An 18094-nucleotide genomic window follows, 5' to 3' on the forward strand; every position below is an offset into this window, starting at 1 on the left:
AGGCGCTATGGATATCCGACGCACCGTCCTCTGGATGATTTTCTCTTTCTCGCTGTTGCTCCTCTGGAACAACTGGCAGACTCATAACGGCAAGCCCTCGCTATTTGGAGGCAACCCGTTCGCAACTCAGACCGCCGAGGCCCCCAAGCCGGCGCCGGCTGCCAACGCGTCCGTGAACGCCAGCATCCCCTCCGGAATTCCAGCCGCGAAGACCGAGCCCCAGGCGGCGACTGTGCCCGGCAATGCCCCGGCTCCTGCCAGCACCTCTGAAAAAGTCACCATCAAGACCGACGTCTACAAGCTGACTTTCGATACCTTGGGCGCACAACTGGTCAGGGCGGAACTGCTCAAGTTCAACTCGCCCGAGCATCCCGACCAGCCCATGGTCTTGCTGGACGATTCCGGCCCGAACTCGACCTATCTTGTTCAAAGCGGCGTAGTCGGCGCTCCCCAGGGCCAAAGCTACCCCACGCACCTGACCCCATTCCACCTCGTGTCCTCGGGAGCCAGTTCCACCGGCGACTCGATCAAGGTGGTGTTCCAGGCCGAAAGCGATGGCGTCAAGGTTGTCAAGACCTATACGTTGTACAAGGATCGCTACGATATCGATGTACAAAGCGATATCTATAACCTGGGCAACACGCCCATCAATCCTTCGCTGTACCTGCAGCTCACGCGCGACGGCAACGACCCCCCCAATACCTCGAAGTTCTATCACACGTTTACCGGCCCGGCGATCTATTCCAGCGAAGACAAGTTCCAGAAAGCCAGCTTTTCCGATATCGAAAAGGGCAAGGCCAGCTACATCAAAAAGGCCAACAATGGCTGGATAGGCATTGTGCAGCACTACTTTGCCACCGCCTGGGTGCCACCGCAAGGCACCCTCCGACAAAACGAAATGCTGCACTTGTCGAACAATCTGTTTGCCGTGCGCTCCATCGAGCCGGTCGGCACGATCGATCCAGGCCAGCATCATGTTGTCGATTCGCGCCTCTGGGTTGGACCGCAAGATCAAAAGGCCATGAGCGCCCTGGCACCGGGCCTCGAGCTGGTGGTCGACTACGGTTGGCTCACCATTATTGCCAAGCCGCTGTTCAAGATCATGACCTGGCTGCACGCCCTGCTGGGCAACTGGGGCTGGACGATCGTGGCGCTGACCCTGCTGATCAAAGCCGTGTTTTACCCGCTTTCGGCCGCCAGCTACCGCTCCATGGCCAAGATGAAACTGGTCGCCCCGCGGCTGAAATTGCTGAAAGACAAATTCGGCGACGACAAGGCCAAAATGAACGCGGCCATGATGGAAATGTACCGCACCGAGAAAATCAATCCTCTCGGCGGGTGCCTGCCCATGGTCATACAGATACCGGTCTTCATCTCGTTGTACTGGGTCTTGCTGGGCAGCGTGGAAATGCGCGGCGCTCCGTGGATACTCTGGATTCACGATCTGTCGGTGCGCGACCCCTGGTTCATCCTGCCCGCCATCATGACGGCGACGATGTTCCTCCAGATCAAGCTCAACCCGGCGCCGCCAGACCCCATGCAGGCCAAGCTCATGCTGGTCATGCCCCTGGTGTTCGGTGGAATGATGTTCTTCTTCCCCGCCGGCCTGGCGCTGTATTACTGCATCAACAATGCCGTGTCGATTGCACAGCAGCGCTACATCATGCACAAGCTCGATAAGGAAAACGCCGCCGCGCACCGTTAGCGACGCGGGCGGTTTCGGCGTCATACATAGGAAGAAGGAAAGGCCCCATGCGTCGGAAGGCGCATGGGGCCTTTCTATTCCAGATTGCCATATCTGAATCCAAAAACTTCATTGTTCCGGAATTCGGCAAATCTCCCAGGCTGAGCGCGCTTGCCGCATACTGTGACGCAGGCATTATCGGGCATTGGGTTATTCCCGATAGCAAATGTTTTAAGCTTAATGTAATTTAGGCGTTTTACCTATAAAATCCCCGGTCAGGAGACACTATGAAACCAGCTCGCAAGTCCGTCAAACGACGCAGTTTTCTACTCGGAAGCCTCTCGGCGGCGCTGCTCTGCGGCACACTCGCCAGCACGGCCAGCCTCGCGCAGGAACCCCTGAAAATCGGCTTTATCGGAACCCTGTCCGGGCCAGCCGGAGCACTCGGCCAAGACCAGTACGATGCCTTCATGCTGGCCATCAAGCAAAAGGGCGGCAAGCTGGGGGGCGTTCCGGTTACCGTCATCCGCGAAGACGACCAACTCAAGCCCGATGTCGGCGTACAGGCTGTCTCCAAGCTGATCAAAAGCGACCACGTACCTATCATTACCGGCGTCACGTTCTCCAACGTCATGATGGCCATACACAAGCCCATTACCGAAGGCAAGGTATTCCTGATCGGCTCCAATGCCGGCCCGGCGCCGATCGCCGGCAAATCCTGCTCGCCCTACTTTTTCTCTACCTCCTGGGACAACGACCAGCTGCACGAAGCGGGCGGCCAGCTCACGTCCGACCTGGGCTACAAGAACGTCTATGTCATGGCCCCGAACTACCAGGCGGGCCGCGACGCGGTCTCGGGCTTCAAGCGCGACTACACCGGCAAGATCATCGACGAGGTCTACACCCAGGTGAACCAGCCCGATTACTCGGCCGAAATCGCCCAGTTGCAAGCGGCCAAACCCGACGCCGTCTATGTCTTCTACCCCGGCGGCATGGGCGTGAACTTCGTCAAGCAATACCGTCAGGCCGGTTTGCTGGGCAAGCTGCCCCTGGTGTCGGTCTCGACCATCGACGGCAGCACACTGCCCGCGCTCAAATCGCTGGCAGCGGGTGCCATTACCAGCGCACCCTATGCCCCGAATCTCGACAATCCGCAAAACAAGCAATTTGTCGAAGCCTTCGTCAAGGCCTATAAGCGCCAACCGTCCATGTACGCAGCGCAATCCTATGATGCGGCCAATCTGCTCGACTCGGCGCTGGCCAAGGTCAAGGGCAATGTGTCCAACGCCGACGCCTTCCGCAGCGCACTCAAGGCGGCCGACTTCAAGTCCGTGCGCGGGGCATTCAAGTTCGCCTCGAACCAGTTTCCGGAAGCGGGCTTTTACCGGGTCGACGTTATCGATGGCGCCAATGGCGCCGAGCTCAAGGCAGTCAGCCCCATTCACATCCAGAAACGGGCCAACTTCGCCGCCGCCTGCCCGCTGAAATAGCAAGGCAGGCACGGTGGCCCGTGCGGGCAGCCGCAATCGGTTCCGCCGATCCGGCTTGCGCGCATGGGCGCTTCTTGAACCCCCGGTGTCGGCACGCGCAGCGCGAGCCAGCGCCCAAGGCATAAGCAGGCCGAAGCGCCCCAGGAGTATTTTTTGAGCCTAGCTCTTTTTATCATCCAGGCCCTGAACGGCCTGCAACTCGGGGTCCTGCTGTTTCTCATGGCGGCAGGCCTGACCCTGGTTTTCGGCATCATGAATTTCGTCAACCTCGCCCATGGCTCTTTGTACATGATGGGCGCCTTCTTTGCCGCCTCCATCTACAATTACACTGGCTCATTCCTGCTGGCGGCGCTCTTGCTGATTCCGGCCATGCTGGCACTGGGGCTGCTCGTTGAATGGGTGGCGCTCAAGAAGCTCTATCAGCGCGATCACCTCGACCAGGTACTGGCCACGTTCGGGCTGATCCTGTTTTTCAATGAGCTGGCCCGCATGATCTGGGGGCCTTCGCCCTATTACATGGAAGTGCCCGAATTTCTGAGCGGCGCCATCAATCTGTTTGGCATTTCCTATCCGGCCTATCGGTTCGTCATCATTACCGCCGGCCTGCTCGTCGCCCTGGGCTGTTACCTGCTGGTGCATAAAACCCGCATCGGCATGCTGATCCGCGCCGGATCCACCAACCGGACCATGGTGGGCGTGCTCGGCGTCAATATTGTCCTGCTCAATTCCATGCTGTTTGCGCTGGGCGCGGTGCTGGCGGGCATCGCCGGCCTGCTGGCCGGACCGATACTGTCGGTTCAGGCCGGCATGGGCGAACCCATACTGATCCTGACCATGGTGGTCATTGTCATCGGCGGCATCGGGTCGATCCGCGGGGCGTTTTATGCATCCTTGATCGTGGGGGTCGTCGACACGCTGGGGCGTACTGTCCTTCCCTCCCTGTTGCGCGGCTTTCTCGAACGCAGCACCGCCGACGTGGCCGGCCCGGCCCTGGCTTCCATGATGATTTACCTCCTCATGGCCTTTGTGCTGGCCATCAAGCCCCAGGGTCTGTTCCCGGTAAAAAATACCTGAGCCCGCGACATGAGTCTTCACACTTCCTCCGCCCGCCCAGCTACAAAAAGCGATTCCCGATGACGCCCTCTTCCCTCGTCCGCCGCAAATGGTCCGCCAGCGCCCTGCTGGCCATCGTGCTGCTGGTGCTGCTGGCCCTGGTGCCGCTGTATGCCGCGGCGACCTCCGATCCTTTCCTGATCACCCTGAGCACCCGTATCCTGATCTTCGCAATCGCCGCCGTCTCCCTGAACCTGATCCTGGGCTACGGCGGCTTGATCAGCTTTGGCCATGCCTTGTTCCTGGGACTGGGCGTCTACACCGCGGGCATCATGAGTTTTCATGGAGTAGACAACGGCTGGCTGCAATTGCTGCTTACCTTGCTGGTCTGCGCCGGCGTGGGCTTCGTAACCGGCAGCATCGCCCTGCGCACCAGCGGAATTTCATTCATCATGATTACCCTGGCATTCGCCCAGATGTTCTTCTTTCTGATCGTCAGCCTCAGCCGTTACGGCGGCGACGATGGCCTGACCCTCGCCAGCGGCAGCCGGTTCGGCGGGCTGTTGCTGACGCAGCCGGGCATATTGTATTTTTCCGCCTTCGTTCTGCTGTGCCTCAGCCTGTATGCCTGCCACCGCCTGGTGCACTCGCGCTTCGGCATGGCGGTATGCGGCAGCAAGCTGAATGAGCGGCGCATGAAAGCACTGGGATACCCGACCTTCCGCTACCGCCTGGCCATCTATGTGATATCGGCGGCGCTGTGCGGCATCGCCGGCCTGCTGTACGCCAACCTGACGCAATTTGCCTCGCCTTCCTATATGTCGTGGACCACCTCGGGCGACCTTATCGCCATGGTGGTCCTGGGCGGCATGGGTACGCTCGTGGGCCCCCTGTTCGGAGCCGTCGGCATGATTCTGGCCGAAGAGTGGCTCAAATCCCTGACCGAGCACTGGATGATTATTTTCGGCCCGCTGATCGTCCTCATCGTAACGCTAAGCCGGCAAGGCCTGGTCGGCCTGCTGCTACAGGCCGAACGGCGCTTTTCCCCCGGGCCGGGGGCGCCCCGTTCCCTCCCCGGCAAGGAGCCGCAATGAGCTTGCTCTCTGTTCAGAAACTGGTCAAGCGCTACGGAGGCCTGGTTGCCACCGATCATTTCGATTTCGACGTGCGGCCCGGGGAACTGCATGCCATCATCGGGCCCAACGGCGCCGGCAAAAGCACCCTGATCACCCAACTGGCCGGCGAAATCAGGCCGGACAGCGGCCAGATTCATTTCAATGGCCAGGACATCACCCGTGTAAAAGTGGAACAGCGCGCCCTGATGGGCCTGGCCCGTTCTTACCAGATCACATCGGTTTTTTCCGCCTTCACGGCGCTCCAGAATGTCATGCTCACAGTGCAGGCGCATCAAGGGCACAGCTTCCGTTTCTGGACGCCGGCCCTCGACCAGTCCGCGCTGGTCAAGCCCGCGCAGCAGGCGCTGGAAAGCGTGGGCCTGGGCGCACGCCTGCATGTGCCGGTGGCCGATATGGCGCACGGCGAACAGCGCCAGCTCGAACTCGCGATGGTACTGGCCGGACAACCTCGCCTGTTGCTGCTCGATGAACCCATGGCCGGCATGAGCCAGGCCGAATCGGCGCAAATGACCGATCTGCTGCTCAGCCTCAAAGGGCGATACAGCATTGTGCTGGTCGAGCACGATATGGATGCCGTTTTCAAACTGGCGGACCGGATCACCGTACTGGTGTACGGGCGCAATATCGCCTGCGGCTCGATCGCCGAGATTCGCGCCAACCCCGAAGTCCGCACCGCCTATCTGGGCGACGAGGCCATGCCATGAGTTCCCTGCTGCTTGACGTCAACCGCATAGAGTCTTCCTACGGCGCCAGCCAGGTATTGTTCGGCATGAGCTTTCAAGTCCGGCTGGGCCAGTTCGTCACGCTGCTGGGACGCAACGGCATGGGCAAGTCGACCACGGTCAAATCCATCGTCGGCCTGATGGCGCCTACGCAGGGATCCATCCAGTTTGGCGGGCAGGAAATCGCCGGCGTTCCGTCCTACAAGGTAGCCCGCGCCGGCATAGGCCTGGTACCGGAGGGGCGCCAGATCTTCCCCAACCTGAGCGTCACCGAAAACCTGATCGCCACCGCGCACAACCGCCAGAAATCGTCATCGCCCTGGTCGCTGGAAAAAATCTATGCACTGTTTCCGCGGCTGCAGGAACGGGCCGGCAACCTGGGCTGCAATTTGTCCGGCGGCGAACAGCAAATGCTGGCCATAGGCCGCGCCCTCATGACCAACCCGCGGCTGCTGATCCTCGACGAAGCCACCGAAGGCCTGGCGCCCTTGATACGCACGGAAATCTGGCATTGCCTGGGCGCACTGAAAGACACCGGCCTGTCGATCATCTGCATCGACAAAAACCTGAACTCCCTGTTGCCGCTGGCCGACCAGCACTACATCGTCGAGAAAGGGCACGTCGTCTGGTCGGGCAGCTCGAATGCATTAAGCGCCGAACGCGAAAAGCTGCAAAGCTATATGGGGATCTGAAATCAGCCCGGCAAGTCCACGCCGGGGAAGATCTTGACCACCGCCGCGTCGTCTTCCGCGCCATGGCCCGCGGCGGCGGCCATCAGGAACATTTGATGCGCCGCTGAAGACAGCGGCAGCGGAAAGGCCTCGCGTCGAGCCGTATCCAGCACGATGCCGAGATCCTTGATGAATATATTCACCGCCGAATGAGGCGTGTAGTCGCCCGCAAGAATATGCGGGACACGATTCTGGAACATCCACGACGAACCGGCGCTATTGCAGATGACTTCGTAAAGCATGTCGGGATCGGCACCCGCCTTGATACCCAGCGCCATGGCCTCGGCCGAGGCCGCTATGTGTACCCCGGCCAGCAATTGATTGATCATTTTCACCGTGGAGCCCTGGCCGGGCGCATCGCCCAGCCGATAAAGCTTTGCGGCGATCGCATCGAAGATGGCCTGGCATTTCTCAAAGGCCTGCGCGCTGCCCGCTGCCATGACCGACAACTGGCCTTCGGCAGCCTTGATCGAGCCGCCTGAAACGGGTGCATCGATATTGAGCAAGTCCATGGCTTTCAAGCGTTCGCCCAGCTGAACCGCGTAAGCGGGCGCCACCGTTGCGCTGCTGATGATTACTCCACCCTTGCGCATCGCCGCCGCCGCGCCATGCTCGCCAAATAAAACAGTGTCCATTTGGCTGGCATCGACCACCAGCACGATCACAGCCTCGACTTTTTCGGCAAGCTGCGCGGGGGTTCGTGCGACCAGCCCGCCCAGGGCGGCAAACCGATCCAGCACCTCGGTGCGCACATCGCAGGCGTAGACCTGGAACCCCGCATTGAGCAAGGCATGCGCCACGCCGAAACCCATAGAACCCAAACCAATGACGCCCACGGCCTGCGTCAACTGCCCTTGTGACTGGCCCATTTACCCTTGCCTCCAGAAAAAGATGAATCGAATCGTCTGTGCAATCTGTTGCCGTTTATCTGCTGCCGCACATGCGCCGCAATCAGTCCCGCTGCTTTTTATATTGTCATGATACGAGCAGCTACGCTATGCTTCAACCATAATTGCTCATTGGGACAAGGTCATGCAAATATTGATTACCGGCGGTGCCGGCCTGCTGGGTGCCCGGCTCGCCAAGGCGCTTCTTGCACAGGCAACGCTGGCCGACGCGCAAGGCAATCAGCAAGCGATATCGCGCATCACTCTGCTCGACGTCATTCCCGCACAAGGGTTCGACGATCCACGCATCAAGACGGTTGCAGGCGACATCTCCGACCCCGAAGTCGTCAAGGCAAACCTTGGCAAAGACACCCAGTCGGTTTTCCATCTTGCCGCCGTGGTCAGCGGCGAGGCCGAGGCCAATTTCGATCTGGGCATGCGCATCAATCTGGATGCAAGCCGGTTGATTCTGGAACGCGCACGCCAAAACGGCAATTGCCCGCGTATCGTGTTTACAAGCTCGGTAGCGGCCTTTGGTGGCCTGCTGCCTGCCCAAGTGCTCGACACCACGCCAACCACGCCGCAAAGCTCCTACGGCACGCAAAAGGTCATGGGCGAACTCATGATCAGCGACTACAGCCGCAAAGGCTACATCGATGGCCGCGCGCTGCGCATGCCCACCGTTTGCGTGCGCCCCGGCGCCCCCAACAAAGCCGCCTCCAGTTTTGCCAGCGGCATCATACGCGAGCCGCTCAATGGCCTTGAAGCAATCTGCCCGGTATCGCGGGAAACATCGCTATGGCTGGTTTCACCGTCCAAGGCTATCGAAAACCTTATCCACGGACACGAAATAGACAGCCAGCTTCTCGGCGCCAGCCGCGCCCTGAATTTGCCAGGCCTTTCTGTCACCGTGGGTGAAATGGCCGCCGCGCTGGAACGCGCCGCCGGCGCCAAGACCGCGCACCTTATACGCTGGCAGGCCGACGCCGCAATCGAACGCATCGTCAATTCGTGGCCCGGCAGCTTCATCACCACACGCGCCGATGCCATGGGGTTCAAGCGCGATGCCAGCTTCGACGCCATCGTGAAAAACTACATCAATGAAGAACTGCAGGGGCGCATCGCCTGAAGTGTCCGTACAATCCCTTCTTTGCCGTCTGAGCCTGCGATCGCACAAAAAACTCAGATGCGAGCGGGGGTGGCGGCCCAGGCGGGGTGAGCGAGCTTGAGTCCGCCGCGGCCGCAGCCTGGATCGGGATGCAAGGGCGCGGTTGTCCGAGCGTCAAGGGTGTCCACAGCCCGGGGGGCTGTGGACGACGCGAGTTCCGCGACCGCCCGATCCAGGCTGCGGCCGCGGGCAGTCCTGGCAACGCCAGGACCGGACGATGCGAGCTCCACCCCGCCTGGGCCGCCACCCCCGCGTCTTAAAAACGCGGATGAAGAGCGGCCACAAGAGCCGCCCCTACGTCGCCAGCTCTGGGCCGCGAAACTGATCTACTCCTTCACCGCGCCTGTCATGCCGGACACGTAATACTCCACAAAGAAGGAATACACCACAGCCACCGGCAAGGAACCCAGCAGCGCCCCGGCCATCAGCTCGCCCCAGTGGTACACATCGCCCTCGATGAGTTCAGTCACGATACCCACAGGCACTGTCTTTACCTCGGTCGACGAAATGAAAGTCAACGCATAGATGAACTCATTCCAGGAAAGCGTGAAAGCGAAAATACCTGCCGAAATCAGCCCTGGCACGGCCAGCGGCAAAATGATCTTCACCAGGATCTGCCAGCGCGTAGCGCCGTCGATCAGCGCGCACTCTTCCAGCTCGTAGGGAATCGAACGGAAATAGCCCATCAAAAGCCAGGTACAAAACGGGATCAGGAACGTGGGATAGGTCAGGATCAGCGCCCAGCGCGTGTCGAACAGACCCAGCTCGAACACGATGGAGGCCAGCGGAATAAACAGAATGGACGGCGGGATCAGGTAGGCAAAGAAAATCCCCAGGCCGACCTGCTTGGACCCCTGGAAACGCAGGCGTTCGATCGCATAGGCGGCAAACACGCTGGCCGCCAGGGATATGAAGGTAGCCACCGTCGACACAATAACGGTATTCACCATCCAGCCATTGAAGGGCGTATTGAACAGCAGCCGCCTGAAATGCTCCAGGGTCGGAGCAACCACCCAGAACGGATTGCTGGTGTGCAGGGCCAGTTCGGCGTCAGACTTGAACGCCGTGATGACCATCCAGTAGAACGGGAAAAGCAGCACGAACACAAAGATGCCTAGCGGGATATACGTAGTGACCCAGCGTCGCGGCAGGGACTGCAGGTAGTCCATGCCTTGCTGCTCATCGGGTTTTTGCTTCTTGCTCATTTGTCACCCCCTTGTTGCCAGGCGCGGCGTTGCAAGCCGAAATACGAGAACATGATAGCGGCCAGCAGGAACGGTATCATCAGTATGGCCAGAGCCGATCCTTCACCCAGCGATCCTCCCGGAATAGCGCGCTGGAACGACAATGTGGTCATCAGGTGCGTGGCATTGAGCGGCCCTCCGCGAGTCAGCACGTAAATCAGCTGGAAGTCGGTGAAGGTGAACAGCACCGAGAATGTCATGACCACAGCGATAATGGGCGTCAGCAACGGCAACGTGACATAGCGAAACTGCTGCCAGGGAGTAACCCCGTCTATGGACGCCGCTTCGTACAGTGCGGGTGAAATTGTCTGCAAGCCGGCAAGCAGCGTAATCGCCACAAAGGGAATGCCGCGCCACACGTTGGCGACAATCACGGAAAACCTGGCCATCCAGGGATCGCCAAGAAAATTGATGTAGTGGTGGATCAGCCCCATTTTGACGAGCGTCCAGCTGATGATCGAAAACTGCGGATCGTAAATCCACCAGAACGCCAGCGCCGACAGCGCCGTGGGTACGATCCAGGGCAATAGAATCATGGACCTGAAAAGGGACTTGAACGGCAGGTTTCTGTTGAGCAAAATCGCCAGCCACAGGCCCAGCATGAATTTCAGGATGCTGGCGACCACGGTATAAAGCACCGTATTGAACAAGGCCAGCTGCGCAATGGAATCGCCGATCAGATAGCGGTAGTTATCCAGCCCGACCCAATGCCCGATACCGCCGATTTTTGTATCGGTGAACCCAAGCCAGACGCCCAGCCCCAGCGGATATGTCAGGAAAACCAGCAGCAACAGGGCGGTAGGCAGCATGAAAAGCAGGCCCAGCACATTGCTGTTGTTTAATGCGCGAGATAGCATAATGATCCTTCATGGAAACCGCCCGACAGCGCCGGCATAAAGCCGGACGCTGCCAGGGGGCAAAACAGACAGTCGCCGAACGAACAGGCCTAAGCCTTGTAGTACCGCTTGGCGCGCTCTGCTGCTTGTGCCGCGGCCTCTTTCGGGGTCTTGGATCCGCTTGCCGCTGCGGCGAACATATCGACCACCACGTAGTCAGCCATGACGGCGGCCGATGCGGGTCCTAAAGGACCGGCATGGCCGTTGTCGATCATGATCGCGGCCGAATCGCGGAAAACCGTCGCCTTGGGATCGTCGGTCCAGACCGGATTAGCCTCGTAAGCCTTGAGCGGCTGGCTGACATAGCCGATGGCGGCTTTCATCCAGGGGTTGTACTGGTTGGCTTCCATCATGAACTGCAAGTAGGCCTTGGCCGCATTCGGATACTTCGAATACTTGAACAGCATCATCTGCGTGATTTGCATCAGCTCGGTGTGCTTGCCCGTGGATCCCACAGGCAGGTGCGCATGTTCAATGTCTTTGGCCATTGCCTGCATTTTCGGGTCGGTCGAATTCTTTGCCGCGTAGTACACGGAAATACCATTGGCCGTAAGGCTGATCTGTCCGTCGAGAAAGGCCTTGTTGTTGGAAGGATCCTGCCATGCCAATGTGCCGGGTATGAAGGTTTTATACAGCTCCTTGGCGTACTCGAGCGCGGCGATCGTTTCGGGCGACTCGATAACAACCTTGCCCTTGGTATCGACCATCATGCCGCCATGCGACCACAACAGCCAGTGCGCGAAGTTGTTGCCGTCGCCCACGGCATGGCCGAACGCAAAGCCCGCCGGCGTGCCTTTGGCCTTGAGCGCCTGGCACAGCTTGAGAAAGCCCGGGAGATCGCTGGGCATGGTGTCGAAGCCGGCCGCCTTGATCATGCTTTGGCGATACACCAGGGCATTGCCGACCACGCCCAGCGGCAGGGCAATCCATTTGCCGTCCTTGGTACCGTACTTTCTGCATACGTCGTACCAGCCACCGTATTTCTTGTCCAGGTAATTGGCCAGGTCCGATACATCGACCAGCTTTTCGGGATATTGCTCCGGGTCATCGAACCAGCCAATGATGATATCGGGGCCGCTGCCGACCCGGGCTGCCACGGCGGCCTTGGGACGCACATCTTCCCAGCCTTCGTTGTCGACTCGAACGGGTATGCCCGTTTGCTCGGTGAATTTTTTAGTATTGGCGGTCCAGAGATCTTCGTCGCCCTGTACGAACCGTTTCCATCTGAGTACGCGCACGCTGGCGCCTTTTTCCGGCGTGTAATTCAGTTTGGTACCCGCGTCGGCGGCGAAGGTACTGCCGCTCACGGTCGATGCCGCAGCGGCGGCTGCCGTAGACACCAGAAAATCACGTCTTGTAAATTTTGTCATGTCTTCCACTCCTTTGGTTAAGGGGGTTATGCCCCCGTGCAAATTGGTCTTGCGCTCTTGCATGCCTCCTGAAATCAGTGTTGCCTTAAAGCCTTGCCGGACTCGGCATCGAATAAATGCGTGCGTTCGTGATCGGGCATCAGGTGCAACGCATCACCCGCCTTGAAATCGTGCCGTTCACGAAAAATCGAAATAAGATCGGTGTTGCAGAACCTTGAATAGACTTCGGTATTGGCGCCAGTGGGTTCGATCACGGTAACGCCGGTTTTGATGCCCTGGTCGCCCGTGGCTATGGTCAGGTGCTCGGGCCTCACGCCATAAATGACGCGCTGGCCATCGACCCCGGCGGCGCCATCGGCGCCCAGCGGTGCCGGCAGGCAAGTGCCATCGGAAAATTCAACCTGTGTGCCGAAACCGCTGCGGCGCAATACGCCGGGAATGAAATTCATGGCGGGCGATCCGATGAAACCGGCAACGAACAGATTGCTCGGGTTATCGTAGATATCGAGCGGCCTGCCGCGCTGCTCGACCACGCCATCGCGCATGACGACGATCTGGTCGGCCATGGTCATGGCTTCGATCTGGTCGTGCGTGACATATACGGATGTGGTGCGCAAACGCTGGTGCAGCTCTTTGATTTCGGCGCGCATCTGCACGCGCAGCTTGGCATCGAGATTGGACAGCGGCTCGTCGAATAGAAACACCTGAGGGTCTCGGACAATGGCACGCCCCATGGCAACCCGCTGGCGCTGGCCACCGGAAAGCTGGCGAGGATAGCGATCGAGAAGCTGGGCCAGGCCGAGGATTTCGGACGCTTTGTCGACGCGCTGCTTGACCGTGGCCTTGTCGGCCTTGGCCAGCATCAGTGAAAAGGCCATGTTGTCGTAGACAGTCATGTGCGGGTACAGCGCATAATTCTGGAACACCATGGCAATGTCGCGTTCCTTGGGCGGCATATTGTTGACCACCTTGCCATTGATCAGGATTTCGCCCTCGGTAATTTGCTCGAGCCCGGCCAGCATGCGCAGCAGGGTCGACTTGCCGCAGCCGGACGGCCCCACCAGCACCGCAAACTGGCCATCTTCGATATCGATGTCAACGCCGCGTATGACTTGCGTGCCGCCAAAGTACTTTTGTATTCCTCGAATTTGCACTGATGCCATGCGATGTTCCTTTGTCTCTGATAATTTTATTTATGGTCATTTACTGCTTGCCTTCCACAACGACATAAGACGGGCGGTCATTGTTCGCCCAATCGACGAGATTCTGGGCCGCCTTGCGCCGCAACTCCTTTTCGGCCACTACCGAGTAAAACGCCGCATGGGGCGACAGCAATACCCGCGGATGCTGCACGATACGCGCATCGATTTCCGGCGGTTCGACCGGCAGGACATCGAGTGCGGCGCCATCGAGTTTGCCCGCATTGAGCGCGGCAAGCAAGGCCTGGACATCGATGACCGGACCGCGAGCCGTATTGACCAGGACGCTGCCGGGCTTCATCAGGCCAAGCAGCCTGGCATTCACAATACCGCGCGTCTGGTCATTGAGCGGGACATGCAATGATATGGCATCGGCCTGCGTAAACAAGTCTTCAATACTAACGCGTTCCACGTAAGCGGGGAAGTCTCCGTCAATAATATAAGGGTCGCAGGCGATGACTCGCTTGAAGCTGTTGCGGCTGATATGCGCCATGCGCTTGCCAATGCGACCGAGGCCAAGGATTCCAACGGTCATGTCGGAAACGCGTTGCATTTTCCCGGTCGAAGTAAAGTGCCAGGTTCCGGCCTTTATATCGCGATCGTAGAAAGCGATGTGGCGCAGCAGCGAAAGCATCATTGCCAGGGCATGCGTGGCGACCTCGCCCACACCATAATCGGGCGAGTTTCCCACCCATACGCCATGGGCCTTGGCATCGGCAACATTAACCGTATCGAAGCCCGCGCCATAACGGCTGACAATGCGTATTTCCGGGCGGGCGGCAAACACCTTGGCATTCACCGGCGCATACTGAACCAGCAGGCCCTGGCAACCCGCCGAAGCGGCGATGACCTCATCTTCGCTGCGGCATTGTGCAACAACGACCTCGACGCCCGCCGCGCGATACAGGGCCTGCTCCAGTTCGAGATCGGGAAAATCATAATCGGTGATCAGAATCTTCATGCCGCATCGACCTCAGTGATTGTCTTTGGGTATGCCCGCGCCGCTCTTGCCGACCAGGAAATCAAGATCCGCTCCCAGATTGGCCTGCTGCACATGCTCGACGTAAAGCTTGACCCAGCCGCGTGCCATCGGCGCGGGCGCCGGCTTCCATGCAGCGCGCCGCTTCGCAAGCTCGGCATCCGAGACATGCAGATGCAGTTTGCGCGCCGCCACATCGAGCTCGACGATATCGCCATCTTGAACCAGCGCCAGCGGGCCGCCGGCGGCGGCTTCGGGCGCAACGTGCAAGACCACCGTGCCATAGGCGGTGCCGCTCATGCGCGCGTCGGAAATCCGGACCATGTCGGTGATTCCCTTGCGCAGAATCTTGGGCGGCAAAGGCATATTGCCCGCTTCGGCCATACCCGGATAACCTTTGGGCCCGCAGTTCTTCAGCACCAGCACGCAATTCTCGTCGACGTCCAGGTTTTCGTCGTCCATGCGCTCGTGCATGTGCTCGCTATTTTCGAATACAACGGCACGGCCTTTGTGCTTGAGCAAGGCAGGTGTGGCCGCCGACGGCTTGATGACGGCTCCGTCGGGGCACAGATTGCCGCGCAGTATGGCAATGCCGGCATCGGCCTTGAACGGATCGGAGTAGGCGTGTATGACTTCGCGGTTCCAGTTGGGCGCGTCTTTGCAGTTATCCCACAAGGTGTTGCCGTTGACCGTCAGGGTGGTGCGATCGATGACCTCGCCCAATTCGCGAATCACGGCGGGCAAGCCACCGGCGTAATAAAAATCTTCCATCAAGTGGCGCCCGGAAGGCTGCAGATCGACCAGGCATGGCAGCTTGTGGCCCAGTTCGTCCCAGTCGTCGAGGTTCAGCTTGACGCCCATGCGTCCCGCAATCGCCAGCAGATGGATGACCGCATTGGTCGAGCCGCCAATCGCGGCGTTGACGCGAATGGCGTTCTCGAACGCGGCGCGCGTGAGGATCTTCGACATGACCAGATCCTGCTTGACCATCTCGACGATGCGCCGCCCCGATGCGCGCGCCAACACATTGCGGCGCGCGTCGACGGCGGGAATGGCCGCATTGCCCGGCAGGCTTATGCCCAGGGCTTCGACCATGCTGGCCATGGTTGAAGCCGTACCCATGGTCATGCAATGGCCGTGCGAACGATGCATGCAGCTTTCGGCCTCGAAAAAATCCTCTTGCGACATTTGCCCGGCGCGCACTTCCTCGGACATTCTCCATACGTCGGTGCCCGAACCCAGCTCGCCCCCGCGATACTTGCCGCTAAGCATGGGCCCCCCCGATACACCAATAGTGGGCAGGTCACAGGAAGCCGCGCCCATCATCAGGGCGGGCGTGGTTTTGTCGCAGCCCATCAGCAGCACGACGCCGTCGAGCGGATTGCCGCGTATCGATTCCTCGACATCCATGCTGGCGAGATTGCGAAACAGCATGGCCGTGGGCCGCAGCATGGTCTCGCCCAGCGACATGACCGGAAATTCAAGTGGAAATCCGCCCGATTCCCAAACCCCGATCTTGACCTGTTCGGCCAGCGTGCGGAAGTGCGAATTGCATGGTGTGAGTTCGGAATAGGTATTGCAGATGCCGATCACCGGCCGGCCGTCGAACTGATCGTGGGGGATGCCGCGATTCTTCATCCATGAGCGATAAAGAAATCCATCGCGGTCTAGCCGACCGAACCATGCCTGACTGCGGCGCAAAGGCTTCTGTTTATCGCTCACTCCGATCTCCTGTGTGGGGTATGACTATTTTTTTTCAAACTTGCGGATTTCCGCAGGCCACCACTACATGGTGGCGCCCAACACCCATGGCGCGAATTCATCTTCGCCGAATCCGTGAAGCTCGCTCTTGCTGCGGTCTCCGGAGGCAATCTCGATGACACGGCGGAAAATCTGCTCGCCCACTTGCTGCACTGTGGCGCCGCCTTCCAGAATTTCGCCGCAATTGATGTCCATGTCTTCGCTCATGCGACGGTACATGGAGGTGTTGGTTGCCAGCTTCAGCGAAGGCGTGGGCTTGCAGCCGTACACCGAGCCACGCCCCGTGGTAAAACAAATGACGTTGGCGCCGCCCGCTACCTGGCCTGTCGCCGACACCGGGTCGTAGCCCGGAGTATCCATGAACACCAGGCCGTGGCTGCGAACCGGTTGAGCGTACTCGACCACATCGGACAAGTTGCTGGTGCCGGCCTTCGCAACCGCTCCCAGCGATTTTTCAAGTATGGTGGTAAGCCCCCCCGCCTTGTTGCCGGGCGAGGGATTGTTGTTCATTTCGCCGCCCATGCGCTCGGTGTACCTTTCCCACCAGTGGATACGGTCGACCAGCTTTTCTCCGACCTCGCGCGATACCGCCCGGCGCGTCAGCAAATGTTCGGCCCCGTAAATTTCGGGGGTTTCACTGAGGATTGCCGTGCCGCCGTGGGCCACCAGCAGATCCATGGCCGCGCCCAGCGCCGGATTGGCGGTAATGCCCGAATAGCCATCGGAGCCGCCGCACTGCAGGCCCACGGTAATGTGGCTGATCGGCACAGGCTGGCGCGACACCTGATTGGCCGCGGGCAGCATCTCGCGCAACAGCTCGATGCCGCGTTCTATGGTTTTGCGCGTGCCGCCCGTGTCCTGGATGGTCATGGTATGCAGGGTGGCGGATTCGGCCAGGTGCTCGGCACCCAGCAGCGATGAAATCTGGTTCGATTCGCAGCCCAGCCCGATGAACAGGACCGCGGCAAAATTCGGATGCCTTATATAGCCGGCGATCACGCGGCGCAGCACGTCGATGCCCTCGCCGTTGGAGGCCATGCCGCAACCGGTTTTATGCGTAATCGGAACAATGCCGTCGACATTCGGAAAGGCATCGAGCGCGTTGCCGCGAAACGCATCGGCAATCTGGCGACAGACCCCGGCGGAACAATTGACGCTGCTGACCACACCGATATAGTTGCGCGTGGCAACCCGGCCATCGGCCCGGACGATGCCATTGAAAGTCAGCGCCGTCGCCGGCTTGCTGTCGGGGCGCACATCGGCACAAAAGGCATAATCGCGCTCGAAGTCGTGCATGGAAAGGTTGTGCAAATGCACGTGCTGGCCCGCGGCGATATCGCGCGTGGCAAAGCCGATGATCTGGTTATAGCGACGCACCGGCTGGCCCGTGGCAATTGCCCGGGCAGCAATCTTGTGGCCGGCGGGAATGGCTTCGGACGCCGCGATGTGCTCGTCGTCAAAGGCCGTGCCTGGCTTGATTTCCCGCGTTGCAATCAACACGTCGTCGTTTTGGTTCAGGCGTATTGCCGCAGGCGCCTGATCCAGCCGGCCGATCGATTCGACCGGTACCGAAATTTCTTGTGCCACCATAACCTCCGCTCATAAACTGAATTCAAGCGCCGCCGACTCGTGCCACTGCTCGGTCGCCAAGGCAAACCTTAATTCGACGCCCAGTCTAGTACACAAACAAATATAGGTAAAGTGGTATTACCAAAATCGCCAAACGGTCTTTGCCTGGCCTGAATACCAGGCAATTCGAATATAGACTCCGGTA

15 protein-coding genes are annotated in these 18094 nt (G+C 59.6%); 7 read left to right on the top strand and 8 right to left on the bottom strand.

The window, feature by feature from the left end; translation table 11 throughout:
• The first annotated feature begins 7 nt into the window (after positions 1-7).
• From yidC to LSG25_RS15940, 6 genes are all read left to right on the top strand, one after another.
• Positions 8-1705 carry a membrane protein insertase YidC gene (gene yidC / locus LSG25_RS15915; RefSeq protein WP_232741877.1) on the top strand — a complete coding sequence of 566 codons (1698 nt, stop codon included), beginning with the start codon at positions 8-10 and terminating at the stop codon, positions 1703-1705.
• Between the two features lie 266 nt (positions 1706-1971).
• Entirely contained in the window at positions 1972-3174 is a 1203-nt protein-coding gene (locus LSG25_RS15920) for an ABC transporter substrate-binding protein (RefSeq protein WP_232741878.1), read from the top strand.
• Between the two features lie 153 nt (positions 3175-3327).
• Complete coding sequence (locus LSG25_RS15925; RefSeq protein WP_232741879.1) at positions 3328-4248, top strand: branched-chain amino acid ABC transporter permease; 921 nt, start codon at positions 3328-3330, stop codon at positions 4246-4248.
• 59 nt (positions 4249-4307) lie between these two features.
• Positions 4308-5321 (top strand): branched-chain amino acid ABC transporter permease, encoded by a 1014-nt coding sequence (locus LSG25_RS15930; RefSeq protein WP_232741880.1) that lies wholly within the window; start codon positions 4308-4310, stop codon positions 5319-5321.
• On the top strand, positions 5318-6067 hold the full coding sequence (locus tag LSG25_RS15935; RefSeq protein ID WP_232741881.1) for an ABC transporter ATP-binding protein: 750 nt from the start codon (positions 5318-5320) through the stop codon (positions 6065-6067). The genes LSG25_RS15930 and LSG25_RS15935 overlap by 4 nt, the downstream gene beginning before the upstream one ends.
• Complete coding sequence (locus tag LSG25_RS15940; RefSeq protein WP_232741882.1) at positions 6064-6777, top strand: ABC transporter ATP-binding protein; 714 nt, start codon at positions 6064-6066, stop codon at positions 6775-6777. The genes LSG25_RS15935 and LSG25_RS15940 overlap by 4 nt, the downstream gene beginning before the upstream one ends.
• Before the next feature lie 2 nt (positions 6778-6779).
• Here the strand turns inward: LSG25_RS15940 and ltnD are convergent, their stop codons facing one another.
• Entirely contained in the window at positions 6780-7664 is an 885-nt protein-coding gene (ltnD, locus tag LSG25_RS15945; RefSeq protein ID WP_232744728.1) for an L-threonate dehydrogenase, read from the bottom strand.
• 184 nt (positions 7665-7848) lie between these two features.
• Between ltnD and denD the strand changes: the two genes are divergently transcribed.
• Positions 7849-8832, top strand: coding sequence for a D-erythronate dehydrogenase (gene denD, locus LSG25_RS15950; RefSeq protein WP_232741883.1), 984 nt, complete (start codon positions 7849-7851; stop codon positions 8830-8832).
• Between the two features lie 365 nt (positions 8833-9197).
• On the opposite strand, the gene LSG25_RS15955 is transcribed toward denD, so the two are convergent.
• From LSG25_RS15955 to LSG25_RS15985, 7 genes are all read right to left on the bottom strand, one after another.
• Positions 9198-10076 (bottom strand): carbohydrate ABC transporter permease, encoded by an 879-nt coding sequence (locus LSG25_RS15955; RefSeq protein WP_232741884.1) that lies wholly within the window; start codon positions 10074-10076, stop codon positions 9198-9200.
• Complete coding sequence (locus tag LSG25_RS15960) at positions 10073-10972, bottom strand: carbohydrate ABC transporter permease (protein WP_232741885.1); 900 nt, start codon at positions 10970-10972, stop codon at positions 10073-10075. The genes LSG25_RS15955 and LSG25_RS15960 overlap by 4 nt, the downstream gene beginning before the upstream one ends.
• An 89-nt stretch (positions 10973-11061) precedes the next feature.
• A complete protein-coding gene (locus tag LSG25_RS15965) occupies positions 11062-12381 on the bottom strand; it encodes an ABC transporter substrate-binding protein (RefSeq protein WP_232741886.1) in 1320 nt (439 codons plus the stop codon).
• A 74-nt stretch (positions 12382-12455) separates the two neighbouring features.
• The gene (locus LSG25_RS15970) at positions 12456-13544 is read right to left on the bottom strand and encodes an ABC transporter ATP-binding protein (protein WP_232741887.1); all 1089 of its coding nucleotides are present in this window, start codon (positions 13542-13544) and stop codon (positions 12456-12458) included.
• 40 nt (positions 13545-13584) lie between these two features.
• Positions 13585-14541, bottom strand: a complete 957-nt coding sequence (locus LSG25_RS15975) for a C-terminal binding protein (RefSeq protein WP_232741888.1) — start codon at positions 14539-14541, stop codon at positions 13585-13587.
• Between the two features lie 12 nt (positions 14542-14553).
• A complete protein-coding gene (locus LSG25_RS15980; protein ID WP_232741889.1) occupies positions 14554-16281 on the bottom strand; it encodes an IlvD/Edd family dehydratase in 1728 nt (575 codons plus the stop codon).
• A 63-nt stretch (positions 16282-16344) separates the two neighbouring features.
• On the bottom strand, positions 16345-17910 hold the full coding sequence (locus LSG25_RS15985) for a UxaA family hydrolase (RefSeq protein WP_232741890.1): 1566 nt from the start codon (positions 17908-17910) through the stop codon (positions 16345-16347).
• Positions 17911-18094 lie beyond the last annotated feature (184 nt).

This window comes from Paralcaligenes sp. KSB-10 (genome assembly GCF_021266465.1).
Lineage (GTDB): Bacteria > Pseudomonadota > Gammaproteobacteria > Burkholderiales > Burkholderiaceae_B.

Bases quoted from the DNA above. Each gene is read 5' to 3' on its own strand.
- yidC (WP_232741877.1), top strand. From the start codon at position 8: ATGGATATCCGACGCACCGTCCTCTGGATGATTTTCTCTTTCTCGCTG.
- LSG25_RS15920 (WP_232741878.1), top strand. From the start codon at position 1,972: ATGAAACCAGCTCGCAAGTCCGTCAAACGACGCAGTTTTCTACTCGGA.
- LSG25_RS15930 (WP_232741880.1), top strand. From the start codon at position 4,308: ATGACGCCCTCTTCCCTCGTCCGCCGCAAATGGTCCGCCAGCGCCCTG.
- LSG25_RS15935 (WP_232741881.1), top strand. From the start codon at position 5,318: ATGAGCTTGCTCTCTGTTCAGAAACTGGTCAAGCGCTACGGAGGCCTG.
- LSG25_RS15940 (WP_232741882.1), top strand. From the start codon at position 6,064: ATGAGTTCCCTGCTGCTTGACGTCAACCGCATAGAGTCTTCCTACGGC.
- denD (WP_232741883.1), top strand. From the start codon at position 7,849: ATGCAAATATTGATTACCGGCGGTGCCGGCCTGCTGGGTGCCCGGCTC.
- LSG25_RS15955 (WP_232741884.1), bottom strand. From the start codon at position 10,076: ATGAGCAAGAAGCAAAAACCCGATGAGCAGCAAGGCATGGACTACCTG.
- LSG25_RS15960 (WP_232741885.1), bottom strand. From the start codon at position 10,972: ATGCTATCTCGCGCATTAAACAACAGCAATGTGCTGGGCCTGCTTTTC.
- LSG25_RS15965 (WP_232741886.1), bottom strand. From the start codon at position 12,381: ATGACAAAATTTACAAGACGTGATTTTCTGGTGTCTACGGCAGCCGCC.
- LSG25_RS15970 (WP_232741887.1), bottom strand. From the start codon at position 13,544: ATGGCATCAGTGCAAATTCGAGGAATACAAAAGTACTTTGGCGGCACG.
- LSG25_RS15975 (WP_232741888.1), bottom strand. From the start codon at position 14,541: ATGAAGATTCTGATCACCGATTATGATTTTCCCGATCTCGAACTGGAG.
- LSG25_RS15985 (WP_232741890.1), bottom strand. From the start codon at position 17,910: ATGGTGGCACAAGAAATTTCGGTACCGGTCGAATCGATCGGCCGGCTG.